We start from the raw sequence: 26480 nt of genomic DNA on the forward strand, positions 1-26480 counted from the left end.
GTCACTTCCTGTACTTCGCTATAACCGAGTAAAGGACAAAAGCATATATTGAGCAACGAGCAGCCTGCCAGAGGTAGGAAAGTCAACTTCAGGCATCAGATTGAAAAGACTTGATTTGCACGTCTTGGGCGAGATCAGAGAAAACAGAAAACTAACGCTCAGGCATTTCCGGGACAACCATTAGTAAATTGATGCGTCTTTCCTGCGGCGATCGAGCTCTTCAACGATAATTTTTTCGATAAGGTTAGCATTTCTGACTGCTCTGTATCGCTTGTTCAGGATAATATTGCCAGCTGTAAAGCCAATAATTGATAAAGGCACCATAGTCAGCGTAGCGTAGACCCCGATGGAGTAATCCAAACTTTGGAATAAAAAGCAAAAGGCAATCCAAAGTGTAGTAGATGCCCCGATGATAAAGACAATCCGCCTGTAGTAAGCATGCAACTGCACCTTATTCTCCAACTGCCTTAACAAATTCTGTAGTTCAGGGGTAGAATAGCACTGAGCCCCAAAAGAGAGAATTTGCAGGAATTCATCATTGGCTTCCCGCTCTATTTTTTTTAACTGTCGGTCGAGAAAGTACTGTTTCATCAGGCCGGTAACTTTTTACGCTTTTACGATGGTTGTATGAGATGACGATGGAAAGAAGCAATAATAAAAAGAACTGCAGGGCAGCACTTTATTTACAGCAATCAGAATTTATCATCAAAAATAATCAAATTAGCCGGAGGAGTCATCTCTGAACAGCTTCTTAACATCGGTTTAAGAAAGGTTGTTTAAGAAACGGGAGATGAACTTTTAGTAAGTTAGGATCTAATCCTCTTTTTACTTGGTTCAGGAAGCCCTGCCCAAGTTTCCTGGCCCATCATGCCTTCTACCTGAATGTTCATGCAACGAACACCAGCCAACCAACAGCCGTTTCTTCAGTGAACCAAAACAAACGTGAATGGCTATCCTCGGCAGCATCGTCAAATCTGCTATTGCAATTAAACACAGCCTCAGTTCCAACTCGGAAAGTCCAGCTGCGCAACAGCGCGAACAACTCCTTAAATTGCTTCAAACTGCCAGGTCTACTGCATTTGGCCTCTACCATGGTTTCTCTCAAATACTCGAAGCAGAGGATCCTGTATCTGCCTATCAGCAAGCTGTGCCTGTTTTTGAGTACGATCAAATGAACCAGATGTGGTGGCAACAGCAGCAAAAATTACCAGATATAACCTGGCCAGGTAAGCCCGACTACTTTGCGCTGAGCTCGGGCACCACCGGCAAAGAAAGCAAGCGTATCCCCGTCACCACAGCCATGCTTGATTCAATCAGAGCCGTGGGTGTAGCGCAGGCTGAACGTCTCGCACAGTTCGATCTGCCACCCGAGCTTTTTGAGAAAGAAATCCTCATGCTGAGCAGTTCTGCCCAACTCCAACGCCACACCAACGGTCATCTGGAGGGCGAAATCAGTGGTATCAATACCAATAATATTCCGGGGTGGTTCAGTGGTTTTTACCGGCCGGGACTCGAAATTGCACAAATCGACACCTGGGACGACCGGGTCAGAGCTATCGCAGAAGCTGCGCCGGACTGGGATGTCGGTGCGCTAGCAGGCATTCCATCCTGGATACAACTGATGCTACAGGAAATTATCGACTACCACAACCTGAAAAACATACACGAAATCTGGCCAAGCCTGTCCATTTATGCCACTGGTGGAGTCGCCTTTGAGCCTTACCGCAAAAGCCTGGAGCGATTGCTTGCCCGGCCTCTCGTTTACCTGGATACTTACCTGGCTTCGGAGGGCTTCTTTGCCTACAATGCCCGCCCCGGTACTATGGATATGCGCCTCGCTGCCGAGCAAGGCATCTTCTACGAGTTTATCCCCTTTGACGAACGCGGCTTCGATGCAACAGGCAATATTCTGGAGCAGCCCGAAGTCCTGACCTTGCATGAGGTGGAAACAGGGGTAGATTATGCGCTGCTCGTCTCCACCCCCGCTGGCCTGTACCGATATATGATCGGCGACACCGTCAAATTTACTGACCTTGACCGCCTGGAGCTCAGAATTTCAGGCCGGACCAAGTATTTCCTTAACGTAGTCGGCTCACAACTTTCTGAGGAAAAAATGAATGCGGCAATCGGTGAGTTAAGTGAATCCATCGCCCACCCCATCAATGAGTATGCGGTAGCGGCTATGAAAAGTGAGACGGGTGATTTTATCCATCAGTGGGTAGTCACGATACCCGGCACCGTAGACGAACTCGAAGCTGCAGACATACTCGACCAATCCCTTCAGGAACGGAACAAGAATTATGCTGTAGCCCGGACCAAAGGGCTTAAAGCGGTAAAGCTCACTGCCTTGCCCGAAAAAACGGTATACAGCTGGCTGGAACAACGCAAGAAAAAAGGCGGCCAAGTGAAGATGCCTCGTGTATTGAAAGCCGAACAGATGACCGACTTGCTCGCCTTCAGCAGTACAGGCGCGAAGGGGTGAAAACAGGTGAAAATAAAGGTCAGATAATTTGATCAATCGTCAAGGCATTTGCAGGCTCCCCCTGGGCAATCATAGCGACTTCATCGGGGGACATGTAGTATAGCTCAATGCGCCGTTTGTACGCGGAAGGCAAACCGGAATGCTTCAGGATATACTGCTTGGTCGCGATAATGGCATCTGCAAAGCCATGCTCTACTGCAAAGATATCAGCAATGCGCTCGGCTCCTGCCCGATAATTGGGTAGCAGCAGGTACCCCACACCAAACTGCAGCATCCTCAATACCCCCCGGTGGAGATAGTCGCACACATGCCCGAGCTCGTGGGCAAACCAGCCTACCAATACCTCTTCCGGGAGCTCGTGAATCGAAATCCGGTCTTCCACATGCATATTGTCAGTAAGGTTGACGATGTACTGTCGGCGGGAGCGGCGGAAAAAGCGCCAATTGAGCAGGGGTTGGGCATTCATCGTCGTTTTGGACATGCTCCGCTGCCGCACAATTATACGGTGCCCGTGCAACTCCGGGTAAGCCTGATAAGCTTTTAAAAAGCAGGCTTTAATATGCTCGGAAGAAAGGTCCTGAAATTGAACGGGCATGATCAGTTTTATTTGCTCTCTTTCATCAACGGATTCTGCAGTATGGTGTTCAGTTTCGAACATGCCCGGCACAGCCTCGTTATATACATAAACAACTCACTACAAATACTTTATGACAAAACTAATTTATAGATTGCGGTATGTTTTTTTCTTACTCTCGTCCTCAGCCAGCAGTCTCATCGCACAGACTCCTGCCTATAGCGACAGTCCATACAGCGATCAGAAATTCACCCCTCCCAACGATCCTGCCTGGTACGAAACACCTTCGCTATGGATCGCTTTGGTCCTTATGCTCATCGTGCTTATAGTTCTACGAATGCGTAAATCACAGGAAAAGTACACCTAATATACCAAGCTTCAACCTACAGGCTACATTGAAATTGCAACAACATCAAATCTATCATATGATTGACGAAAAACAGTTTAACGACTTAACCAATATTAGCGGTTCAAATTTGCTTTCTATCTACATTACTACCTATCGGGCAAATCACAGTCAGGAAGACCAAATCCGGTATAAAAATGCCTTAAAAAATGCCCACGAGCAACTCCTAAAGGCGGGTATGGACGATCAGGAAGCGGGAAAGTACCTGCACACTGCCCGGGAACTGCTGAAACAGGAACGCTTTTGGTCTTATCTTTCTGATGGGTTAGCTGTTTTTGTGGGGCCTGATGATTTCTTCCACTATGAAATCCTGCCCATCACCTTCGATACTTATGTGTCAAGGGGAGAACAGTTCCACCTCAGCCCTATGCTCCCGGTACTGGGCGGTAGCAGCCGGTTTTTCTTACTGGCACTCAGTCAAAATGAAGTCCGTTTCTTCGAAGGTGACCAATATAGTATCACACCGGTCAAAATAGAAGACCTTGTGCCAACTGGTGGTATGGAAGAAGCCTTTGTACTTTCAGATTCTCCTGATGCTTTACAACACCATAGTGGGGGCAGCAGTGGTGGTAAAAATGCCATCTACCACGGTCAAGGTATTGGGCAAGATGATAAGAAAAAAGACATAGAGGCTTACTTCCGGGAAGTCGATAAAGGGCTGATGAAAATGCTCTACGACGAAAAGCCACCCATGGTCGTTGCCTGTGTAGACTATCTGATGCCGATTTACAAATCGGTTAATGAATACAACAACCTGTTCTCAGAAAACATTAGTGGCAACCCCGAACAAGTCGGTCCTGCTATGCTGCATGAAAAGGCGTGGAGCATTATCAGCCAGCACTTTGAGCAGCAGCAAGCTGAAGATATCAAGCGCTTCCATGAAGCGATGTCCAACAATCAGGCATCTGCAGCACCCCAGCAGATCGTGCCCGCCGCAGCTTATGAGAAAGTGGATACCCTCTTCCTGAAAAAAGGAGCGCACCTGATGGGGCAGTTTGACTATGACAAAAATGAAATAACGCTAAACCAGCGTAACGACAATCGTGATTTGCTTGATTTGGCAGCTGTGCAGACGCATCTTAACGGCGGACGAGTCTACTGGCTCGATGCTGAAGAGATGCCCGTCCCAACAGCAAGTGCCAACGCGATTTACAGATTTGAATAGTTTTGGTTTACAGTGCCTACCCGCGAACGGGTAGGACTGCCATTAGTTTCGGGACATCATAATGTCCATTACTCGAATCTATCTAGCACTGGTTTGACAAACCAGTATAGCCTGCCCGAAGTGGCAGGTTTTTTTTATCCATCCTGACGGGCAAATACCCGGCGGAGCAGGTCTGTGGTACGGGCACTGACGTTCTTGCGGATGTCCAGCTCTTTCTTTTCCACCATATCAAACAAGCCAGACAGGGCCTGACGGGTCACATAGTCATCCAAATCCGGGTCCGCTTTGTCCACAAACGGGATTTTATTGTAGGCATTGATAGCGTCACCCCAATACTGCCGTGCGTTGAACTTGTCCAGAGAATTTATGATAACCGGGTTAAACTCGTCGTACAGTTTGGAGTAGGTCACCCGGTTGAGGTAAGCCGTTGCGGCATTATCGCTACCGGTGAGAATATCCAATGCATCGCGGAAAGTCATGCCGCGAATGGCCTCCACAAAGATGGGCTTCGCTTTAGCGGCAGCATCCTCTGCGCCCCGGTTAATCTTTTCCAGAATAACAGCTTCGACTTCACGGAAGCCGGGGATATTTTGAAGCCGGTCGGTGACCTCGCGGGCTTCTGCCGGGAGCAATATTTTGTAAGGGCTTTTGAAATAGCCATCCTTCTGAGAGAGCCGCTGTGCGCCTTCGGAAATGCCAAACTCCAGGGCTTGCTTCAGGCCCTTGCCGATTTCTTCATTGGTCAGCCCGCCTTCACCAGCGTTGGCGAGGGTCTCCAGGGTAGACTGAATTTGCTGAGTGGTACACCCTACAAGCAAAGAGGCGCCAAGTAGAAATACCGTAAGGCGTCGTACAATAGTAGTCCGGATCATAGTTCTTTTTTTTTGTTTGAGACGATGCTGCATTCCAGAAAGTAACGGCATGACCCCCACATTAAGTTTTGCTTAGGTCAGTTTTTCAATCAGTTCCAGGTAGGAAAGGTCCATATCCCCGCTGTTGGTCATCACCCATGCACTACCGACCCGGCCGCCCAGTGGAGGGCTGAGCTTGCGCAACCGGACCAGGTAGCCGGTGACATTATCAAACTCCTCGATACGGTTCGCAATGCGTTCGACCACCGTTTCCAGCAGCCTGACCGGGGTTTTCATCTCCCGCTGGCAAATAAAGTAAAGCAACTCGTAGTTGACCGTCGTTGCGGCAGGCTCGTCCTCTTCAATTTCCTCTTCTTCAATCTCTGCATAGAGATCATCCATTTCCGCAGCCAGCCCGATCTCTGCATTAACGATCACATCGAGCACAAACATATTGCCCAACACCTGTTCTTCTTCGTAGTACCCATGACGGGCGAAAAACTGTACTCCTTCAAGTGCAATGGTTGCCATGATAATGATGCATTTTTGTCAAAAATAGGCTGCCGGTGCCTTAATTTACAATCTGGCGAACCCCAGTTGTCAAAAAAACGTAGCAACTGTACACCATGGTGGTGCAGAAGCCCCTAATTGATTACCTTTGAGGCTACTTAGCCAAATAAAAGAAATAGTTTATGCATAGCAATGGACATGCGCCTAACGGCACAATAGAGAAGAAAGCCCGGGAAGACCGCTTCCAGGGCCACGATTATTACATGCTGGATGAGCTGCTTCAAGAGGATCACCTCCTGGCACGGGATGCGGTACGCACCTGGGTCAAGCAGGAAGTCAGCCCCATCATCGAAGCGTATGCTGAACGGGCAGAATGCCCACAGCACTTGTACAAAGGGCTGGCGGAGATAGGCGCGTTCGGCCCCAACATCCCGGCAGAGTACGGTGGAGGTGGTATGGACGAAATCGCCTACGGCCTTATCATGCAGGAACTCGAGCGGGGCGACTCCGGCATCCGCTCCATGGCTTCTGTACAGGGCTCTCTGGTGATGTACCCAATCTGGAAGTACGCCTCCGAGGAACAAAAGCGCAAATACCTCCCTAAATTGGGCAGTGGCGAGTTCATCGGCTGCTTCGGGCTGACCGAGCCGGACCACGGCTCTAACCCCAGCGGCATGGTGACCAATATCAAGGACGATGGCGACGCCTATATCCTTAATGGTGCGAAAATGTGGATTACCAATTCACCGGTCGCAGATATCGCTGTGGTTTGGGCAAAGGACGAGGAAGGGAAAATCCGTGGTATGGTCGTGGAGAAAGGCATGCCTGGCTTTTCTGCCCCGGAAATCCACGGCAAGTGGTCGCTGCGGGCGTCCATCACCGGCGAGCTGGTATTTGAAGATGTGCGCGTACCCAAAGCGAATGTATTCCCTGACATCCGGGGGCTACGCGGGCCGCTATCCTGCCTGTCCAAAGCCCGTTTCGGCATTGCCTGGGGTGCGATTGGCGCAGCGATGGACTGCTACGACTCCGCCCTGCGCTACTCCCTGGAGCGGGAGCAATTTGGCCGGCCAATTGGTGGGTTCCAGTTGACTCAAAAGAAACTGGCAGAGATGATTACGGAAATCACCAAAGCCCAGTTACTGGCTTGGCGCATGGGCACACTCGCCAACGCTGGCAAAGTTACTCCGGCGCAAATTTCCATGGCCAAGCGCAACAACGTACATATGGCACTGGAGGTCGCCCGGGAAGCTCGTCAGATTCACGGGGGCATGGGCATCACCAATGAGTACCCGGTAATGCGCCACATGATGAACCTGGAGACCGTGCTGACTTACGAAGGCACGCATGACATCCATCTGCTCATCACAGGCCATGATGTTACGGGCCTGAATGCTTTTAGCTAAAATTACCAACCGGCAGCATCTTTGTTGGAATTGCTGCCGGTTTCCTTTTCACCCTGATACGGCTAACCCAGGCAACTTTCACAGGTATTTATGCTAAAAACCCATTTTTCTGCGTTATTGGCAGAGCGTATATTGCCATATTTCGAAATTAGGTGCAACAATCAGCAGATTCCCTTATTTTCACCTTGAACTTGACTGAAAATCCGGTTCGCCTTTACTTCGTGGTGCCGCGATAATCAAAAATCAGGTACTTTGAGCCTAATTAAGGGGACGTACTTGAACCTGGCAGTGGCACGATCATTTGAAGGTACCGGCACTTTGTGCCAAATACCTCGATAGGCAAGCGGAACGAAAAGCAGGCTCAAAAGAACGATTTCGGGCATCAAAAATAGCATTTAGACAAGTTCCTTTACAGGCTTACAATAACTCCGTAAACACGCAACGTTTAGGATTCGCCCGGCAGTTTAAGACAAAATTCATCACATGAGGAAACAACATTTTCTGTCCTTAGTCCTGTTACTTGGTGCTATCGTCATGGGTACGAGCCAAGAAGCTATTTATCTCAACAACCCTTCCTTTGAAGACTTTCCCCGCCACAGCCACCCGCCAATCGGGTGGAAAGACTGTGGGTTTGCCGGCGAATCGCCCCCCGATACGCAACCAAGCGGCGATTTCGCTGTCACCTATCCGGCTACAGATGGCTCAACCTACCTGGGCATGGTGGTGCGCGATAACGAGACCTATGAAGCTGTCACACAGAAGCTGAGCCAGCCTATGAAGCCCGGTACCTGCTACGAATTCAGCATGCATTTGGCCCGCTCGCCTTACTACGTGAGCATCAGCCGGACCACGGAGCAGCGCACCAATTTCAATCAGCCTGTAAAGCTCCGTATCTACGGGGGCTTCAACAGTAACTGTGACCGCTCTGTACTGCTGGACGAGACCGGACTGGTCAAAGCTTCTCAATGGATGCAGTACAATTTTAAGTTCGAGCCCAAACAGGCTTATACCCATCTTCTGATTGAGGCTTTCTATGATACGCCAAGCCTCTTCCCTTACAATGGCAACGTACTGGTAGATAATGCTTCGGCCATCACGCCTATCCCTTGTTCAGAGGATATTCCGGAAGCCCCGCAGGAGCTGCCTGAAGTTGAACAGCCTACCGAAGAAGACCTGACTACCGAACCGGTCGCCAGCAACGTGCCGACTACATCACCAGAGCCGGAGCCCGAGCCGGAGCCTACTGTGCCAGAGCTACAGCCTCAAAAAACAGAACCTGCTAAACCCGAGCCCACTATTGCCGGGGTAAAGCGTTCTGAAATGGAAAAAGGTAAAGTCATTACGCTAGACAAGCTTTACTTCCCTGCCGACAGCTCCAGCATTAGCAATGATTCCCGGAAGGTCCTCAATGAGGTGTTCGAATTCCTGAAGACCAATAAAGACGTAGCGATCGAGATTGGCGGGCATACCAATGACCTGCCACCGGACGACTACTGCCTGCGCCTTTCCAAAGCCCGTGCAAAGTCTGTGGCAGAGTACCTCATCAACAAAGGGATCGACAGCAAACGACTTGAGTACAAAGGCTACGGCAAGACCAAGCCTATTGCTTCCAACAAAACGACTTACGGACGGCGGCGGAATCAGCGGGTTGAGATTACAATCCTTGATATGCGTAGTGATGGCTAGTGGATTGTCAAGTACAAAACCGCGGATAGAACAGGCCGCATATACTGCAAGACTTCAAAGAAGTTACACCCTTTTAACCTTCGTAACACCATGGGTGACCGACTTCGGAGAAGTCTTATGTATACCCCCAAGCAGAAGGAAAATGCTCCTTCTGCTCATCTCTGAAAACCGGTCTTCAAACTTGACAAAGTACTAGCCGTACTATTTGGATGAGCGGGTTAGGCTATGTTTGGAGCGGATTCATTATAAAAATCAAGAAGTTGTGGTTCTGGCTAAACCTGCCCCGCATTTCTGCTGAGTTGATAAGTCCTTGGTTTGCAATAGGAGCAAGCTCAGAGCATCAACGAGACTGATTTTCCCGGCAGAAACGCTACTGCCCCTTCGCAAACAGCCGGTTGATGCGTACATCAACCGGCTGTTTTTATTTTACTTCGAACCCCAGTTTTTCCAGGTCTTTCCAGAAATCCGGATAGGATTTGACGACCACATCCGGCTCCTCTATCTTGATGGGATGCTGTAGTGCCAGGGGCGCAAAAGCCATAGCCATACGGTGGTCTTCGTAAGTGTCGAAGGTCGGCGTATCTGCGTAGAGTGTCTTGCCCTGCGTTTGGTAGTACTTCCGCTCGCCGGTGGGCGGCAGCTCAATCAGATTGGCATTGATTTTTTGCAGCTCTTGCTGTAGGGCTAGTATCCGGTCGGTTTCTTTTATGCGCAGGGTTTCGAGGCCACAGAAGGTGCCACTTGTACCGAGAGCCGCACAGCAAACCGCCAGGGTTTGGGCCAAGTCCGGGCATTTCAGAAAATCCCAGGCGAACTCAGCGGGCACTTCTGTATCCGCTGACTTGGTCAGTATGGCGCCTGCCTCATCAAAGTGCGTTTCCACCCCAAAATCGGTCATCATTTCTGACAGTACCGCATCGCCCTGCACGCTTTGTTCAAACAGTCCGTTCAGGCGAAGCTCCGCAGCGGGGGCAATTGCAGCCATAGCATAATAATAGGAAGCTGCGGACCAGTCAGCCTCAACGGTGAAGGGTTTCCCCTGATAAGCCTGCGGCGGCACAATGATCGTTTGTCCTTCCCATCGGTGCGTTACCCCAAAGTAAGCCATGAGGGAAAGCGTCATTTCAATGTAGGGGCGGGAGACAATCTGCCCTTCAAGCTGCAGGTGCAGCCCTTCGGGTAGTGTCGGGGCCAGCATCAGCAAAGCAGAAATATATTGACTGCTCGTGTCAGCAGCGATAGACAAAGCATCGGTTTTCCCAAAACCATCCGGTGGACCAATACGCAGGGGTGGATAGCCTTCTTTTTCGAGGTAGCTGATATTGCCGCCCAACTGCCGGAGCGCATCAACCAAAACGCCGATTGGGCGCTCTTTCATCCGTTCTGTGCCTGTGAGGAGTTGTTCGTCCGGCTGCATGGAGAGGTAAGCAGTGAGAAACCGGAAGGTCGTGCCTGCCGCTCCTGCATTGCGCGTTTCGGCTGTGCTCTTCAGCAAAGCCTCTAGCAGTACCGTGTCTTTGGCGTTGGCTAGTTTGTGAATAGGAAAATCCGCGCCGCTCAGCGCTCGAATAATTAATGCCCGGTTGCTAATGCTTTTAGAACCGGCAAGGGTTATTTCTCCGGTCAGCTTACCCCCGGGCCTGCTTAAAGTTAGTGTCATAGTCAGGATAAATCAATGAGGGCGACAAAATGAGAAAAAACCCGAACACCTCAGAATTTAGAACCGTCAATCTACCAAATCCCGGTACTGATCGGCTACTTCCTCCGCTTTATTTTGCTTATGGCCTCCAGAATCTTTATCCAGGCGTTCGTATTCCAGGATAACGCCCAGGGCTTCCAGCGCGCTCAGCATTTTTAGAAATGCCGACTCCTTCTTTTTATTAATGCGAATTCGGTAATTCATGATGTATGCAGTTATTCATCTTGAGCAGCAGCCTTGGATTTTGGTGCTTCTTTGTGATCTTTCTTTTTCCCTTCATTTTCCCGGCGCTTGCGCATTTCCTCATCGGAACGCTCGTAAGCGAGGATAATTTCCTTCACCAAACGGTGGCGCACCACGTCCTCGGCATCCAGTTTGATGGTGGCAATGCCTTTCAACCCACCAATCAACTCTATAGACCGGCGAAGACCTGATTTCTGATGGAACGGCAAGTCTACCTGAGACAAGTCTCCGGTAATGATGCATTTGGCAGAAGGCCCCAGTCGGGTCAGGAACATTTTGAGCTGAGCCGTAGAGCAGTTTTGAGCTTCATCCAGAATAATAAAAGCGTTGTCCAGAGTACGCCCGCGCATGAACGCCAGGGGCGCAATTTCAATAACGCGGTTAGCCATGAACTGCTGCAACTTCTCAGCCGGCAGCATATCGTCGAGCGCGTCGTACAGAGGCCGCAGGTACGGGTCCACTTTTTCCTTGAGGTCGCCCGGCAGGAAGCCCAGGCTTTCCCCGGCTTCTACAGCGGGCCGCGTCAAGATGATCTTCTTGACCATTCGGTTCTTCAGTGCCTTTACGGCCAATGCGACGGCGGTATAAGTCTTGCCCGTACCAGCCGGCCCGACGGCAAACACTACATCATTAGACTCACTTGCTTCGATGAGCCGCTGTTGATTGTGCGTCTTAGCTTTGATCTGCCGGCCATTGCGACCGTGCAAAATCGCTTTATTGGCCGCGTTCATCTTACTGATGCGTGCTTCAAACGGATTGTTGCCGTTGATCAGGTCCTGAACCATTTGGACGGGCAGCTCTTTGTGCTCGCGCAACAGGCGGACCATCATTTCGAACTTAGACTTCGCTTGCTGAGTGGCTTTCTTATCGCCCGTCATTTTGACACTGCTGCCCCGGGAGGTAATCGTCACAGCAGGAAAGGCTTCCCGAAGCAGATTCAGTTTGTTGTTATTTTCACCGTAGAGCTCGACAAGGTCGACGCTTTCCACAGTTAAAATGATCTCACTCAATATGATGGTATCCCTTTTGGTGAATTAATGCTTTCAGAACTCTAATATATCCATAAAAGTTCAACCTTAGGCAGCCTCCGCCTTCAAGTTTACGTTAATTTTTTGCCCGCACCACAGAAAATCACGAGTCTGGCCGGAAAATTCGGATAAGTAGCGTATTACCTTTAAATTTAGCGTTTCACTTCTATTTCAAGCCTATGCCATTTGTAACGCTTACCACTGATTTCGGCGACAAGGGGTTCGACCTTCCCAAACTGAAGGGCGCGCTGCTGACTGCGGCCGCCTCGGTACAACTGATTGACCTTACGCATCAGGTTGGCAACTACAACATCGTGCAAGCCGCTTTCCTGTTTCGGAATGCCTGGCCCAGCTTCCCCAAGGGCACTATCCACCTCATCAGTGTGAACGATTACCCTTCGAACACGCCCCGTTTCCTGGCAGCGGCGCACCGGGGGCACTACTTTATTGCACCGGATAATGGCTTGTTTTCGCTCATCTTTCCGGAAGATGCCCCCAATCAGTATCACCTGATCTCTTACGGGCCAGAGGAGCTCATTTCACTGGAACAGGTTTATGCCCGGGCGGTGGGCCATCTGGCACAAGGGCGCCCCATCATCGAACTGGGCGAAACCGCCACGGAGGTCATGCAGCGCATAACGCTCCAACCCGTGATTGGGCCGTCCCAAATCAGAGGGTCTGTTATTTTTGTCGACAGCTTCGACAACGCCATTACGAATATCAACCGGGCGCTTTTCGAGCAGGTCGGTGGCGGCCGCTCTTTTGCCCTCTACTTTAAACGGAATGACCCGATTAAAAATCTGTGCCAGTATTACCACGAAGTAGACATTGGAGAGCCGCTATGCCTGTTCAATTCCTCTAATCTGCTGGAAATTGCCATTAACATGGGCAAGGCGAGCAGTTTGTTGGGGATCCATGTAGAAGACACCGTACAAATCGAATTCCGCTCATGATCAAACGCATCGTCAAACTGACTTTCCAACCTGAAAAGACCGATGACTTCCGGGCCATTTTTGAGAATAGCAAGGCACTGATCCGGTCCTTTCCCGGCTGCCACCACCTGGAGCTTTGGTGCAACAAAAATCAGCCGGAAGTTTTCTTCACCTATAGCTACTGGGAAGACGAGGCTGCACTCGACCGTTACCGGCATTCGGACCTATTTAAGCGGACATGGGCACAAACGAAGGTGCTATTTGGCGGAAAGCCGGAAGCCTGGAGTGTGGAAGTGATTGCTGAAGTAGATTAAAAGCCCCCACAGCGAATGGAGCGCTACCGGCAATTACCCGTTAAGGAATAAGTGCGATAGTTGCTGCAGGGGCGGCGTCTTTTGGAACATAAAAGGGGAACCACAGCGGCTCCCCTTCTTGCCAATTGGGGTCAAAATGGTTTTCACAGCTTTACAAAACAGGGTTTGGGTTTTCAGGTGTGTAGTTTAGACTTGATGCGTCAGGGATCATTGCAGGGTTAAAATGGCACTGATCCTTTCCACGCTATGCCTTTTTTTAGTCCCTTAGCTCAGGCTAAGCGATAATAGATTAATAAGTGTCGTGTTTAGATAGGCTAGCGATTTTTTCTTTAGCCAAAGCCTGCCCCGCAGCATCAAGTCTTTTGTTTTTAATCGGTACAGCACAAAGAAGCAGAGAATAATCTGGCGGGGCAATAGCCCAACCGGCTGCCGCGACAGCTTTAGGAGAGTTTAACGTAAAGCGCAGCACAGAAGAAAAACCGTTAAGTTAATCAAGCCAGATAATCAACTGATAATCAAACCACTGAAAGAATTGTTAATTTCTTAATATCAAGCCCTCGAAAACTTTAACAAGTGTGATGGAAACGTTGGGAAGCTATTTTAGCCGGATAAAGGTGTGCAAGAACCCCTTCAATTCATTATGTTAGCCTTTGTTAGCCAATCACCAATACCTTTCGATTCATGCCTGATGATCAAAGCCCCACTGGCCGGCACAAGCAAAAGGGAATCGTTTCCCCTGGCAGCCTCAACCCCAACCTCAAGCGCATCCGAAAAAAGCGCTGGGGGCTGGAAGACTATACCACCGGCATTCAAAAAGGCAACCGGGTGGCACTCGCCAAGGCGATCACCCTCATTGAAAGCACCCGGCAGGAGCATCAGGCCCTGGCACAACAAATCATTGAAGCCTGCCTGCCGCAAAGCGGGCGGTCAGTACGCATTGGGGTAACCGGGACGCCCGGTGTCGGAAAAAGTACTTTCATCGAGGCTTTTGGGCAGCATATTCTGCAGGAAGGGCGTAAGCTCGCCGTGCTGGCGGTAGACCCCACGAGTCAGATGACGCATGGCAGTATCCTGGGCGACAAAACCCGCATGGAGCAGTTGTCGCATAAGGAGCACGCCTTCATCCGCCCTTCACCGGCAGGAGAATCACTGGGAGGCGTAGCCCGTAAAACGCGGGAAGCCATTATTCTTTGCGAAGCCGCCGGGTACGATACCGTCCTCATAGAAACGGTCGGCGTAGGACAGTCTGAGACGGCCGTACATTCCATGACCGACTTCTTTCTGTTGCTGCTGCTACCGGGCGCCGGCGATGAACTGCAGGGCATCAAACGGGGTATTGTGGAAATGGCCGACCTGGCTGTTGTCAACAAAGCCGACGGAGAACGCCTGCCGCTGGCCAGGCAGGCCAAACAGTCCTACCGCAATGCCATGCACCTTTTTCCGCCCAAAGAAAGTGAGTGGGCAACCCGTGTGGAAATCTGCTCTGCCACCACCGGTATGGGCATCCCGGAAATCTGGAAAGATATCTTGGCTTATCAGGAGCAAACCCAGGCCAATGGGTACTTTGGGCACAACCGGCAGGCACAGGCCCGCTATTGGCTGCACGAAACCATAAACCAGGAGCTCCGGCGGTTGTTTTTCAATCATGAAGCCGTGCGCGAACAGCTCAAAGATGTGGAGGCAGCAGTCATGAACGGACAGCAGTCTTCGTTTCAGGCTGCCGAGGCACTGCTCAGGGCCTTTCAGGGGCCATTATAACTTTGCGGTCAATCGTTCGTCTAACAATGAAGCAGACCGGGCGAACAGACTGGAACCAAGCTAGATTTTCATTCAACTTTAAGCTATAAAAATTCATAACACCAATGAGATCATTAATTCTTCCTATTGTCCTGATCGGCCTGGGGCTGGTTCTTTTTGTAAGTGGTTGCAACAGCTACAATGGCTTCGTCGAGATGGATGAGGATGTAGAAAATGCCTGGTCTAAGGTACAGAGTGCTTATCAGCGCCGTGCCGACTTGATCCCTAACCTCGTGAATACGGTGAAAGGCGTCGCTGAATTTGAGAAGAGCACCCTTACCGAGGTTACGCAGGCGCGTTCCCGGGCCACGAGCGTCAATATCGACCCTTCCAACCTGAGCGCGGAAAAGCTTCAGGAGTTCCAGCAGGCGCAGGGTGCTTTGTCCCAGTCGCTGGGCCGCTTGCTAGTGGTATCCGAGCGCTATCCTCAGCTGCAAGCCAACCAAAATTTCCGGGAATTGCAGGCTCAGCTGGAAGGTACCGAAAACCGCATCAAAGTAGAGCGCGACCGCTTTAATGATGTGGTTACGGGGTACAATAAAAAGGTGCGCCGTTTCCCGGCCAGCCTCTTTGCAGGCCTCTTTGGTTTTGACCAGAGAGCGCAGTTTGAGGCCGAGGCGAGTGCACAGAATGCCCCGAAAGTAGAATTCTAGATTCCATCTAAAACCGGGCAGCTCAACTCAGCTGCCCGGCTCAATTATACCGCATGATCCGCTTTTTCCAACCCGAAGAAGAAGACCGCATTATTGCCGCTATTAAGGAAGCCGAGCTTAACACCTCAGGAGAAATCCGGGTGCATCTGGAGGACGACTTGAAAATGGAAGCCCTTGAGGGTGCCCAAAAGACTTTCGTGAAGCTCGGCATGCACAAAACGGATGCCCGAAACGGGGTGCTGATTTTCATCGCACCGGAGCAGCGCAAATTCGCTATTCTGGGCGACAAAGGCATCAACGAAAAGGTGCCGGAAAATTTCTGGGCAGAAGAACGGGATATTATGCTCGCACATTTCAAGAGCGGCCAGTATGCCGATGGGGTTTGCGCAGCTATACAACAGGTCGGAGCCAAATTGAAAGCCTTTTTCCCTTACCAATCCGATGACGAAAATGAGCTGCCCGATGATATTTCCTACAGTTAAAAAAGAAACCTTGAGATTACACAACTGGCTTTTTGCACTTTTTACTTTAATGGTGCTGCCACTCGGGGCCCAACAACCTGTTCCGGCCCCTACCAATGAAGTGGTTAACGACTACGCCAACCTCTTGTCCCGGCAGGAAGATGATCAGCTGACCCGAAAGCTGGCAGCTTATGCCCGGCAGACCTCCACACAGATTGTCATTGTGACCGAACCTTCCCTTGAAGGCGGAGACCCTTTCAACCGGGCACTGGAGTACTACGAAGCCTGGGGCATTGGCGGCAGCCGCGAAAAAAGCAACGGCGCATTAATTTACGTAGCCCGTGATGACCGCAAGGTACGCATCATGACGGGCTATGGAGCCGAAGGTTTTCTCCCGGATGCACTGGCTAAGCGTATTATTGATCAGATCATCACCCCTAACTTCCGGCAGGAGCGCTACTACCGGGGCCTGGACCGGGCAACAAGTGCCATTATGGAACTGGCGCAGGGCGAATATACCAATGATACCCCGCAAGCTTCTAATGGCAAACAGGAGGCCGAAGGTGGCATCCCGGCAGTATTGGTGATCCTTTTCATTATCATCCTCATTGTGGTGCTCAGCCGAATGGGCGGTGGTGACGATGATGATGATGACGGTGGCTATTACCGGGGCGGCCGTTACGATATGGACCGCAGACGGCGTGGCCGGCGCGGCGGCGGCTGGATGATCTTCCCCTTCCCCTGGATTGGAGGAGGTGGTGGCGGTGGCGGTGGCGGCTGGTCTGGCGGCGGCGGTGGTGGTGACTGGGGCGGCTTCGGCGGTTTCGGAGGCGGCCTGACCGGCGGCGGTGGCGCTGGGGGCGAATGGTAGCCGCTGTAGCCTGGGGTTCAAAAATCTTCAGTATCTTGCTCCAAACACTGAACCCCTATGGCAACACAAAAAGAACTCCGCAAATGGCTGATTGAAGGCGAGCTCGAACGCGTAGTCGATGAACTGACGGAACTGGCTGAGCAGTCTGGTGATGCCTACTACCAAAAAGATGTCATTCATCAGGCGGGCCGCTTCAATGGGCTCAAGAAACGGTACAATGCAGGTGTGATTGATGCCGACAGCTATCAGCTGCAGCTCAACCAAATCCAACAATCGCTGCTGGAGCTGATCAAAGATTTACCCAAAGCGCCTACAGAGAACGCGGTCAAAACTGCGCCTCAGAAGGCTTCAGGGATAGCCGGAGCAACCCCGCATACCCCACCTCAAACCGCTTCAGCCCCGGGAAGCCTGCTGCCCAATCTTCCGTGGATAGCCGGGTTGGTATTACTCATCGGCACCGCCGTGGTGGTTGGCGCGTTCATCCCCTGCCCTACCGCTGCCCAATCCACCGTATTCAGGTTGCTGATGGCGATAGGAGGCGGCCTAGCCGCCATTAAGCTGCCCGGGCTGTTGCAATTTGACATGCAGGGCGTAAAAGCAGGGAGCGCTGCTGCTGTTTTTGCAATGATTTACCTGATCAACCCTGCCCGAGCGGTGATGAATGATGGCTGCGGCCCCTTCGAGTTCACCATTAGCCTGAAGCCCAGAGTAACCGGAGCCGGGCTTTATCCTAAACTGGACAAAGGCACCGTACAATTATTCATAGAAAACAAGTGGGAAAGCACGTCTATTGACGCTGATGGATTGGCAGATTTCAAATCCCTGCCAGGCACGCTGCGGGGCAAAAGGCTCCGCGTCCGGCTCAATGCACCGTACTGGAAACTCACCGAGGGCGCAGTCTCCCTGAACGGCAAAAGCACAACCCTTGAAGCCATTCCCGATGGCAGCCTTGCGAAGGTATCCGGACAGATTCTGAATGAGGACGGTACAGAGCCCCTGCCGGGCGTCAGCCTGCTCATTCTCACCGAAAGAGATACCACAGATGAGTTTGGGCAATTTGAAGTCATGATCCCGTCAGATATGCAGCGGCTGAACCACTCCATCAGTGCCCGAAAATCAGGCTATCAAACGCTCAGCGAGAAATTCACCCTGGATGGCGGACCGATACGGTTTAGAATGCTCAGGCAATAATACCTATACCACCACTATTTCTTCGCCGACCGTTTGCCCGATGGTATTGCCCCACTGCCAGGCTCGCTGCAACTCGCCCTTCATTAAGGGGCCTTCTTTGTCTGTTACGCAGAAGCCATCGGGTGCAACCACAGACCGCCCGTCGTGGCGCAGTAAGCTTTTGTGAATCGTACTGGCAGCATACCCACCGGTTTTGGCTATCCATCGGAAGACACTGGATTCAATGGTATGCAGGTCAATACGCGTATCAAACGCGGCGACCCACATGCCTCTGAGTGCATGCCGGGGGAGTTGGCGCAATAAAGCTTTGGTATCCGGAGAAGGTTGAAAGCCCCGGGTAGGCGAACCGATGATGAGGACATCAGCGCGGGCTACATCTTCCGGTTTTGCACTTTGGACGCGCTGCAATTCCACGATGCGGACGTAGGGGCGGACGGCATCCGCTATAGCTTCAGCGACTTGCTGGGTATTACCAAAAAAGGAGTCGTACCAGATGAGGGCTTTCATAGACAGTCCATTTGGTGAATAGACAAGCTAAGCACAGATACGGAAAGAGGCAATGATTTATATCAGAATTCCAGCTTTCGGGACTTTTTGGCCTTGAACGCTTCAACCTGTCCGTTGAAAACAGGGCTTTGACAAATTCCGTGATCCATGAGAGTAAGATCCTGATAAGCTCTGCTTTTCGCATTTCCTATCCTCACTCCTTTCCTGCGGAATTTGCCAAAGCAGTATCCTCTTTAAGAGTATGTTGGGACTTCACACTTCGGGGCTGCTCTTGCCAAATTTCATCTTGCTCTTCGTTGCTTCTCAGTCACGTAGCTCAGGCTATGCGCCATCTTCGCGCCAAAATCAAAACAAAATTTTGGTGGCATTCGCTCCAAAGGCGAAATCTCAACATACGCTAAGACCTTCTACGCCGGTTGTTGTTGTTCCGGCTATTGCGGTTATTTCCCCCATTGCCCGACCTTTGGCGGGACTGTTCTCTGGGCGCTTCGGTAGTCCCATCATCGGGGAAAGGGTGTTCCTTCACAACCGGGATTTGCTGCCCGATCAGTTTTTGAATATCCTTAAGGTAAGCCCGTTCTTCAGTATCACAGAAGGACAGCGCTATGCCACTTGCATCCGCCCGGCCCGTACGCCCGATACGGTGTACGTAGGTTTCCGGCACATTGGGCAGGTCAAAATTGACGACATAGGACAGCTCATCCACATCAATGCCACGGGCGGCAATATCTGTAGCCACAAGCACCTTTAAACTGCCATCTTTAAACTGCTGCAAGGATTTTTGGCGGGCCCCCTGTGATTTATTGCCATGTATGGCAGCGGCATTAAACCCTGCTTTATCGAGTTGTTTAGCAATGCGGTTGGCACCGTGCTTGGTCCGCGAAAAGACCAATGCGGAGTCTACTTCGTTTTCTTTCAGCAGGTGGACGAGAAGCTTCCGCTTGTCATTTTTAGTCACGAAATAAACATTCTGCTCAACCCGATCGGCAGTAGCCTGTTCCGGTTTGATGGTAATGCGTTCCGGATGCCCGAGGATTCCACTGGAAAGCTTAAGGATTTCCGGTGACATCGTTGCAGAAAAAAACAAGGATTGCCGTTTAGCGGGAAGCTGCTTGACCACTTTCTTGATATCGTGTATAAAGCCCATGTCCAGCATGTGATCGGCTTCGTCCAACACGGCGAACTGTACATGCTTCAGGGAAATATAGCCCTGCCCCATAAGGTCGAGCAGGCGGCCGGGGGTTGCGGTAAGGATATCAATACCCTTTTTGAGTGCACGGGTTTGGGCCCCTTGCTTTACCCCGCCAAAAATAACGGTATTACGCAGGTCCAGGAATTGCCCGTAGGCGGAAATGCTCTCGTCGATTTGGATAGCCAGCTCCCGGGTGGGTGCGACAATCAGGCATTTGATTTCACGGCGGCGGCGGTCCCAGTCCTGATCCAGGTGCATTTGCTGCAGGATAGGAATAGAAAAAGCAGCCGTCTTACCGGTGCCGGTCTGTGCGCAGCCCAGCAGGTCTTTGCCTTTAAGAAGTTTAGGAATTGCTTGCTGTTGGATGGGTGTGGGCTGTTCGTAGCCCTGAGCACGAAGTGCTTTGAGAATGGGATCAATAATCCCGAGATCTTGAAAAGTCATCGAATTGATTGAATGCCTACTAAGAATAGGTCTGTTAATAAAGGTGGGAGTAGGCTTATGTTGGAGCGCGCTCCCCATCTCTGGGCACTTAATTGCCCTCGGGAGATGAATAAAGACACAAAGATAGCCTAAATAGTTGAGATTATCAGAAAATTGCTCAATCTGGAAGAAAGTAATAACTTCGCTTTCCAAAAACAGAGCAATGAAAGGGCATACGATAAAGAACATACTGCTACTAAGCCTGGCAGCCATCCTGCTGTTTAGCGCTTGCGATGATGACGGGTTCAACTTTGATATTGCGGAGTGCAAACCGGAGGCGTTCCTTGACAACTGGGCCCTGCAGGTCATACTGCCCAATATTTCAACCAACTTCCTGCCACAGCTTAATAATGTAGACTTTACCACTACCGATATTGGTTATGCGGCTGGCGAACTCGGCACCCTGATCCGAATAAGCGGTAATGGTACCGTATGGGAAGTGCAACTGACCGGGCAGCAGTCAGAGCCCCTGACCGAGCAGTCCCTGCTCTCGGTCGACTTCTTCGCAGAAGATCAGGGGTTTGCGGGAGGCTCAGATATTCTCCCGCAGTTTAGCGAAGAGCGCGACTCCGGGGCCGTCTTCCTTTCTACTGCGGATGCCGGCGTAACCTGGTCCAGGCAATATCATTCAGACATTCGCCGGTTTATGGACCTGGAGTTCTACAACCCGCTGCTTGGGCTGGCGCTGGTGCTGCCTGATGATGCGGATACCGACAGCGATTACAGCATTGCCCGTACCGAGGACGGCGGAGCGACCTGGTCTGTAGAGGACCTTCCGGAAGATTTCGGGTTCCCGCGTTTCCAGCGAGCCAACAACCGCATTTTCATCCCTATGAACCGCCGTTTCTACTTCTCTGACGACCGGGGGGAGACCTGGACGGAGCGTTCTGCCCCTGTCAATAGCATAGAAGTGTTTTATTTTGTTACACCTGAAACAGGCTTTGCCATTGGGGAGACCACAGCATTCAAAACCACTGATGGTGGTCAAAACTGGGATCAAATCCCGCTGCCCGTTCAAGGCGGTGGTGGTATTATGCATTTTGCAGATGAAAATCAGGGCTTCTTCCTACGCAGTGTCATCGATCAGGAGCCGGAGACCGGTATCAACTACCTGAGTGGTGTGCAGTCACTGGAGACACAGGATGGCGGTAACACCTGGACGGTCGTGTCCGAAAAAAGCGGTTGCCTGGTCAACGGCGAGGTCACTTTCCCGTCCTCTGTTATCGGGTATGTGGTTAATCCGAATACAGTTTATCGGTTTATTAAGCAATAAAGCCTTTGGATCCCTTTTTCAAGAAGCTGAAATTCAAGGACTATGCAGGTATTGCAGTGCTGAAGGTACCGGTCAGCTTGTTTGGAGCACCTTTACGTTGCAAATCACCTTCGAACATGCTCTAAACCTTGCCCAATTGCTCCAGCAACCATTGTTTTTCGGTAAGCGGCTGGGTTTGCTCGATCCTAACCTTGAGCGCTTTTTTGGCCGAGGGGACGTGCGGGTTTAATACCAGGATTTTCTTTAGAAGGGCAGCAAAGTTGTGGTAGTTGTTACGGTGGTAGGTTAAAATATCCTTGCGGGCCAGAAAGGAGGTCATCGCATCGAGTTGAGACTCCAGTGCTTCCCATGCCCCGGTGACGTACAGCGTTTTTTGAAGGAGCGATTTGGCGGCTAGGTTGAGCAGCAGATCTTTGTAATTGGCACGCTGCAATAGTTGCAGGACTTCTCCGTAATGTTCTTTTTCGTAAGCCAATCTCGCCCGGCTGAAGCTATACATACTTTCCTGATGCTCCCCGGGCAAATGCTTTTTGTAATTTTCAATAAAAGCTTCTGCCCAATCCAGGGCTCCAATAGAAACCGCCAGCGCCACCGCATTCCGGTAGGTGAAACGCGATAGGAAACCATCAGAAAGCAGTACTCCGGAGGACAGCCCCTTCCGGTAAAGATCCAGCCCTTCCCGGGCAAATTCCAGACCACCGGCGTTGAACTTACGGATGCAATAGTTCAGCCCCAGCAACAGCAAGTCTTTAGTTTCCGATTCCGGGAACCTTGCCCAATGCCTAAGCAACTGATCTTTAAACGCCTGAAAGTCCTTTTCTGTACCATCGGGCGACAACGCGTAATAGCAGTGGTAGTATACGCCGATGGCAGGGAGGCTGAGCAAGTCCCGCTGTTTAGCGTAAGCCAACACCTCCTGCAGCAGCCCGAAGTCGTACTCCGCTTTATAGACCGCCTGATGGCTCAGCAGAAAGCAGGTCTGCCGCAACTTTTGCGCAATAAAAGCGATGTCTGTCGTATCTGATACTTCCTGCAGATTAAGGCTGCTCACCCGCTTTTGGTTAGCCGAAAACAAGTAGTTCTCCCATTGCACCTGATATTGCCATTGGTAATATTCCACGTGACGGAGCGGTTGTGCATCAATGCCCTGTCGGGCTTTTCGGATCGTTTGCTGAAAGTGTTTGGGCAACCGCTTTTCCCGGTAGGCGGAAGAAATCTCTATTTGCTGCTGAACAGATGGGAAAAGGTGCGGTGCGATAGCCAGGTATTGTTCCACCAGCTTCATGAGCCAGCTCATCAGATAGCGGATCCGCTGTGCATCATAAGGCTGGCTCGGAAAAAGATGATGGGAAGCAGCTTCTTTGGTTGGTATTTCTCCTATCCAGTACAGCCGCTCCTCCAAAAACGCCCAAAATGCAACCACATCCTGACGCTGATTGAACAACGGAGAGCGGACCATCTTATCAAAGGCTGTCACTTCTTTTTTATTTAATTGCTCCAATATCGTGAGGAGCCGGCTTCCTTTCAAGTTAAATTAATTTATATGTATTTGATAAAAAATTATTGCTTCCCCTTAAATAAGGGTAACTAGGCTTAAATTTAAACATTTGCCTTTGATAAATGGCATTTTTTGTATTTGTATTCCGGTCCGTTAACCCCAATCTTTGTAAAAAAAGAAAGCTATGCGGCGTTTCATATTACTTTTTCTTCTTGGTCTGATATGCTCTGCTCAACTTTTATATGCACAAGGCTGGCGGAAGACCTTCAGTCTGGAAGACACTACCGGCAACGTTTCCTACAGCCTACTCCGTGATGTACAGACCACAGCAGACGGTGGCTATCTGCTCTACGGGCGGGTCTTTTCCGGAGCTCAGCTGGCCCTTTGGAAAATCGATGCCTACGGTAATACTCAATGGTCAAAGTCCTTCGGAGCGGAAACGGAAGCCCATGGTATCGCCGGCAATTTGCACATTCTGGGAGACAGTGCCATTTACATCAGCGGACGGTTCCTGGGCACTTCTCAACTTCCACCTCAGCACGGGGTGATGCGACTCAATATGCAGGGGGAGGTGCAATGGATGGAACGTTACTTTGTTAACGATACGCTGTCCACCCTATCCACAGCCTTTACGCCCACAGCTGATGGGCACTTCATCACCGGTAGTGAGACCCGGGTGGGCGATACACTACTGGTGCATTTGCATAAAATCGATCAGCAGGGCAACGTGGTTTGGGAACGAACGTACCCCCGCCCTATTCAATACAACAATGAATTTCATCATTACCTGGCGGATATCGCGCAATTGAGCGACGGGGGGTATATTGCAACCGGAACGTTCAATCTGGAGTCCGGCCCACAGGTGGCACACTTGACCCGTTTCGACGAAACCGGTTTGGAGGTATTGCAGACCGTTTATGGCAATGAAGAAGAGGAGGAATATTTTGCCTTTGCCGTAGAAGAAACTACGGATGGAAACTATATATTTTGTGGAGGATCGCCCGGTGATTATATATCTCCTGGGTTTATTAAAAAAGTAACCCCCCAGGGTGTAGAAATATGGGAGCAGGATTGTTATGCACCTGCTACTGATATTGAAAAGACTTCTTCTGGAAACTATCTCGTCACAGGAGGACTGGATGAAATTATTTGGTATCCGCTCTTTCTTGGAGGGTTTGTACTTAGTCTTAATGAAAATGGAGTTGAAAACTGGAATTATATAGATTCGCCAGTTGGCATTTCTGAAACCCGTCTTTCCGCAATTACAGCTGGAATGGATGCCGGTTATGTGGCTGTAGGTCTAAAGGACTGGCAAGCCTACGCCATCAAGCTGGACAGCTTAGGCAGCATATATTCGCATACTTTGCAAGGCACTGTACAACATGACGAGGATGCGGACTGCGCTTTCGACTCCACCGCCATGCCGCTGTCAGGCTGGAATATCACTGCTTCTGATGGTCTTACCGATTACTATGCGACCACTGACTCCAACGGCTTCTATTCCATGACTGTAGACACCGGCAGTTATACGGTTTCGATTACGCCCCCCAATGCCCTTTGGGTCCCCTGCCAAGCCACAGTAGACACCGTCCTGGAAGGTTTTTACGAGGAGACAGAGGTCAACTTCCCAGTGCAAACCCTGGTGGATTGCCCTCTAATGTCGGTGGACGTTTCAGTCCCATTCCTCAGGCGCTGTTTCCCCAACACCTATTCGGTCCGCTATTGCAATGAAGGCACTGCTGTGGCTAACAACGCCGCTGTGGAAATTCAACTGGACGAACACCTTACATTAGAGTCGGCTGAGCTTCCATACTCAGAAACCGGGGATCAGACCTACCGGTTTGAGCTAGGCAATCTTCCCCCGAATACCTGCGGGCAATTCCGGTTTACGGCACATCTGGATTGTGATGAAACACAGCTCGGGCAGACTCATTGTGTGGAAGCGCTCATTTTTCCTGATACCCTTTGTGTGCCCACGCCCCCTGCCCCGCTCATTGAAGCGGACAGCCGTTGCGATGGCGACTCCGTCCTCTTTACCCTTCGCAATATTGGCGACGCGGACATGGGTAACAGTGCTACCTATATCGTCATTGAAGACGACGTCATGTTCCTTACCCAACCCTTTGAGCTGGAAGAGGGAGATTCTATCGAAATCCTCCGCCCTGCCACCGGTGCCACCTACCGGCTGCAGGCGCCCCGCAGACCCGGCTTTGCCCCGGGAGAACTGATTAGCTCTACGCTGGAAGGCTGTGTCAGCGACAACCAGGTCATTTCGCTGGGCTTTTTCAACAGCTTCCCTTTGTATGGCGATGGCGGTTTCTCAGATTTGGAATGCCGGGCAAATATCGGCGCCTATGATCCGAATGATAAGCAAGGCTTTCCCACCGGCGCAGGCCCGGAGCGTTTCATTGAACCGGCTACACCCTTAGAGTACCTGATCCGCTTCCAAAACACCGGTACGGATACGGCATTCTATGTTGCGATCCGGGATACGTTGTCAGCATGGCTGGACCCTGCTACCGTAACTCCGGGAGCAAGTAGCCACCCCTACACCTGGCGGCTGGGGCAAGACGGCACCCTCCTTTTTGAGTTCGATCACATCATGCTGCCCGACAGCAACGTAAATGAGCCGGCTTCACATGGATTTGTGAAATTTGGTATAGACTTAAAAACCAATACGCAACCTGGCACAGCTATCCACAACCAGGCTGCCATCTTCTTTGACTTCAATGCACCGATAATCACCAATAAGACCGTGCACCGGGTGAATGTTGACTTCCTGGAAAACCTACTTGCCGCAACAGAGCAGACTCACTTGTATACGGGTAAGGTTAAGGTAGCTCCCAATCCAGCCTCCCAGGTCATCAGATTCGAAAAAACGGAAGAACAAAACTCATCCGCCCTGATTGTCATTTACAATTCTAATGGGCAGCGCCTCGCTGTTTATCCTTTCCTGGAAACAGAAAAGGGCATCCGTGTAGATCAATGGCCAAATGGACTCTACCTTTACGAAGTCCGTTCGGGTAGTGACCGGAAAACAGGGCAGTTTATGATTCAGCGATAACCATAACCTCAATTATTGGATTGAAGATGAGGGCGGCAGGGATTCCTGTCGCCCTTAGAGCGTGTTGGGACTTTAGTAATCGGCCTGCAAACTACACTTTTTTGCTTATACTTCGTCCCGAAAATCCTCATTTAGCTAAGGCTAAACTCCGGTTTTCGTGCCTCGTCTAACCAAAAAATTGTTAGTTTTCGACT

General features: G+C 50.8%; 24 protein-coding genes. 14 read left to right on the forward strand and 10 right to left on the reverse strand.

Annotation, left to right across the window (positions count from 1 at the left end; all coding sequences use genetic code 11):
• Positions 1 to 180: 180 nt before the first annotated feature.
• Positions 181 to 591, reverse strand: coding sequence for a hypothetical protein (locus tag RIC19_RS15115; protein WP_350179172.1), 411 nt, complete (start codon positions 589 to 591; stop codon positions 181 to 183).
• Between the two features lie 355 nt (positions 592 to 946).
• Here RIC19_RS15115 and RIC19_RS15120 point away from each other — a divergent pair, with 355 nt between their 5' ends.
• Positions 947 to 2482 (forward strand): GH3 family acyl-acid amido synthetase, encoded by a 1536-nt coding sequence (locus tag RIC19_RS15120; protein WP_350179173.1) that lies wholly within the window; start codon positions 947 to 949, stop codon positions 2480 to 2482.
• Positions 2483 to 2501: 19 nt separating this feature from the next.
• On the opposite strand, the gene RIC19_RS15125 is transcribed toward RIC19_RS15120, so the two are convergent.
• On the reverse strand, positions 2502 to 3077 hold the full coding sequence (locus tag RIC19_RS15125) for a hypothetical protein (protein ID WP_350179174.1): 576 nt from the start codon (positions 3075 to 3077) through the stop codon (positions 2502 to 2504).
• A gap of 112 nt (positions 3078 to 3189) precedes the next feature.
• Here RIC19_RS15125 and RIC19_RS15130 point away from each other — a divergent pair, with 112 nt between their 5' ends.
• Together RIC19_RS15130 and RIC19_RS15135 are read left to right on the forward strand one after the other, a co-directional pair.
• A complete protein-coding gene (locus RIC19_RS15130) occupies positions 3190 to 3423 on the forward strand; it encodes a hypothetical protein (RefSeq protein WP_350179175.1) in 234 nt (77 codons plus the stop codon).
• Positions 3424 to 3481: 58 nt separating this feature from the next.
• Positions 3482 to 4627: a baeRF7 domain-containing protein gene (locus tag RIC19_RS15135; protein ID WP_350179176.1), complete on the forward strand. Its 1146-nt coding sequence runs from the start codon at positions 3482 to 3484 to the stop codon at positions 4625 to 4627.
• A gap of 134 nt (positions 4628 to 4761) precedes the next feature.
• Here the strand turns inward: RIC19_RS15135 and RIC19_RS15140 are convergent, their stop codons facing one another.
• Positions 4762 to 5499, reverse strand: a complete 738-nt coding sequence (locus RIC19_RS15140) for a DUF4197 domain-containing protein (protein ID WP_350179177.1) — start codon at positions 5497 to 5499, stop codon at positions 4762 to 4764.
• A 72-nt stretch (positions 5500 to 5571) separates the two neighbouring features.
• Positions 5572 to 6009 carry a dihydroneopterin aldolase gene (locus tag RIC19_RS15145; RefSeq protein WP_350179178.1) on the reverse strand — a complete coding sequence of 146 codons (438 nt, stop codon included), beginning with the start codon at positions 6007 to 6009 and terminating at the stop codon, positions 5572 to 5574.
• A gap of 161 nt (positions 6010 to 6170) precedes the next feature.
• Here RIC19_RS15145 and RIC19_RS15150 point away from each other — a divergent pair, with 161 nt between their 5' ends.
• Together RIC19_RS15150 and RIC19_RS15155 are read left to right on the forward strand one after the other, a co-directional pair.
• Positions 6171 to 7394: an acyl-CoA dehydrogenase family protein gene (locus RIC19_RS15150; protein ID WP_350179179.1), complete on the forward strand. Its 1224-nt coding sequence runs from the start codon at positions 6171 to 6173 to the stop codon at positions 7392 to 7394.
• Between the two features lie 483 nt (positions 7395 to 7877).
• Positions 7878 to 9080: an OmpA family protein gene (locus RIC19_RS15155; protein WP_350179180.1), complete on the forward strand. Its 1203-nt coding sequence runs from the start codon at positions 7878 to 7880 to the stop codon at positions 9078 to 9080.
• A 421-nt stretch (positions 9081 to 9501) separates the two neighbouring features.
• Here the strand turns inward: RIC19_RS15155 and RIC19_RS15160 are convergent, their stop codons facing one another.
• The 3 genes from RIC19_RS15160 to RIC19_RS15170 all read right to left on the reverse strand — a co-directional run bounded on the left by RIC19_RS15160 (position 9502) and on the right by RIC19_RS15170 (position 12032).
• A complete protein-coding gene (locus RIC19_RS15160; protein WP_350179181.1) occupies positions 9502 to 10740 on the reverse strand; it encodes a 3-phosphoshikimate 1-carboxyvinyltransferase in 1239 nt (412 codons plus the stop codon).
• A gap of 66 nt (positions 10741 to 10806) precedes the next feature.
• Complete coding sequence (locus tag RIC19_RS15165; protein WP_350179182.1) at positions 10807 to 10983, reverse strand: hypothetical protein; 177 nt, start codon at positions 10981 to 10983, stop codon at positions 10807 to 10809.
• An 11-nt stretch (positions 10984 to 10994) separates the two neighbouring features.
• The gene (locus RIC19_RS15170; protein WP_350179183.1) at positions 10995 to 12032 is read right to left on the reverse strand and encodes a PhoH family protein; all 1038 of its coding nucleotides are present in this window, start codon (positions 12030 to 12032) and stop codon (positions 10995 to 10997) included.
• Positions 12033 to 12229: 197 nt separating this feature from the next.
• Between RIC19_RS15170 and RIC19_RS15175 the strand changes: the two genes are divergently transcribed.
• The 7 genes from RIC19_RS15175 (at position 12230) to RIC19_RS15205 (ending at position 18269) form a co-directional block, all read left to right on the forward strand.
• Positions 12230 to 13003 (forward strand): SAM hydrolase/SAM-dependent halogenase family protein, encoded by a 774-nt coding sequence (locus RIC19_RS15175; protein ID WP_350179184.1) that lies wholly within the window; start codon positions 12230 to 12232, stop codon positions 13001 to 13003.
• The gene (locus RIC19_RS15180) at positions 13000 to 13296 is read left to right on the forward strand and encodes a putative quinol monooxygenase (protein ID WP_350179185.1); all 297 of its coding nucleotides are present in this window, start codon (positions 13000 to 13002) and stop codon (positions 13294 to 13296) included. The genes RIC19_RS15175 and RIC19_RS15180 overlap by 4 nt, the downstream gene beginning before the upstream one ends.
• A gap of 681 nt (positions 13297 to 13977) precedes the next feature.
• Entirely contained in the window at positions 13978 to 15054 is a 1077-nt protein-coding gene (meaB, locus tag RIC19_RS15185) for a methylmalonyl Co-A mutase-associated GTPase MeaB (RefSeq protein WP_350179186.1), read from the forward strand.
• Between the two features lie 104 nt (positions 15055 to 15158).
• Positions 15159 to 15746 carry a LemA family protein gene (locus RIC19_RS15190; protein ID WP_350179187.1) on the forward strand — a complete coding sequence of 196 codons (588 nt, stop codon included), beginning with the start codon at positions 15159 to 15161 and terminating at the stop codon, positions 15744 to 15746.
• A gap of 53 nt (positions 15747 to 15799) precedes the next feature.
• The gene (locus RIC19_RS15195) at positions 15800 to 16228 is read left to right on the forward strand and encodes a TPM domain-containing protein (protein WP_350179188.1); all 429 of its coding nucleotides are present in this window, start codon (positions 15800 to 15802) and stop codon (positions 16226 to 16228) included.
• 10 nt (positions 16229 to 16238) lie between these two features.
• A complete protein-coding gene (locus RIC19_RS15200; protein WP_350179189.1) occupies positions 16239 to 17078 on the forward strand; it encodes a TPM domain-containing protein in 840 nt (279 codons plus the stop codon).
• A gap of 57 nt (positions 17079 to 17135) precedes the next feature.
• Positions 17136 to 18269: a hypothetical protein gene (locus tag RIC19_RS15205; protein WP_350179190.1), complete on the forward strand. Its 1134-nt coding sequence runs from the start codon at positions 17136 to 17138 to the stop codon at positions 18267 to 18269.
• A 3-nt stretch (positions 18270 to 18272) separates the two neighbouring features.
• Here the strand turns inward: RIC19_RS15205 and RIC19_RS15210 are convergent, their stop codons facing one another.
• Together RIC19_RS15210 and RIC19_RS15215 are read right to left on the reverse strand one after the other, a co-directional pair.
• Positions 18273 to 18776, reverse strand: coding sequence for a flavodoxin family protein (locus tag RIC19_RS15210; RefSeq protein WP_350179191.1), 504 nt, complete (start codon positions 18774 to 18776; stop codon positions 18273 to 18275).
• Positions 18777 to 19173: 397 nt separating this feature from the next.
• Complete coding sequence (locus tag RIC19_RS15215) at positions 19174 to 20412, reverse strand: DEAD/DEAH box helicase (protein ID WP_350179192.1); 1239 nt, start codon at positions 20410 to 20412, stop codon at positions 19174 to 19176.
• A gap of 202 nt (positions 20413 to 20614) precedes the next feature.
• Here RIC19_RS15215 and RIC19_RS15220 point away from each other — a divergent pair, with 202 nt between their 5' ends.
• Positions 20615 to 21724, forward strand: a complete 1110-nt coding sequence (locus tag RIC19_RS15220; RefSeq protein WP_350179193.1) for a WD40/YVTN/BNR-like repeat-containing protein — start codon at positions 20615 to 20617, stop codon at positions 21722 to 21724.
• Between the two features lie 121 nt (positions 21725 to 21845).
• Here the strand turns inward: RIC19_RS15220 and RIC19_RS15225 are convergent, their stop codons facing one another.
• On the reverse strand, positions 21846 to 23252 hold the full coding sequence (locus RIC19_RS15225; protein ID WP_350179194.1) for a hypothetical protein: 1407 nt from the start codon (positions 23250 to 23252) through the stop codon (positions 21846 to 21848).
• A gap of 154 nt (positions 23253 to 23406) precedes the next feature.
• Here RIC19_RS15225 and RIC19_RS15230 point away from each other — a divergent pair, with 154 nt between their 5' ends.
• Complete coding sequence (locus RIC19_RS15230) at positions 23407 to 26286, forward strand: DUF7619 domain-containing protein (protein ID WP_350179195.1); 2880 nt, start codon at positions 23407 to 23409, stop codon at positions 26284 to 26286.
• Positions 26287 to 26480 lie beyond the last annotated feature (194 nt).

This window comes from Phaeodactylibacter sp. (genome assembly GCF_040219495.1).
Lineage (GTDB): Bacteria > Bacteroidota > Bacteroidia > Chitinophagales > Saprospiraceae > Phaeodactylibacter.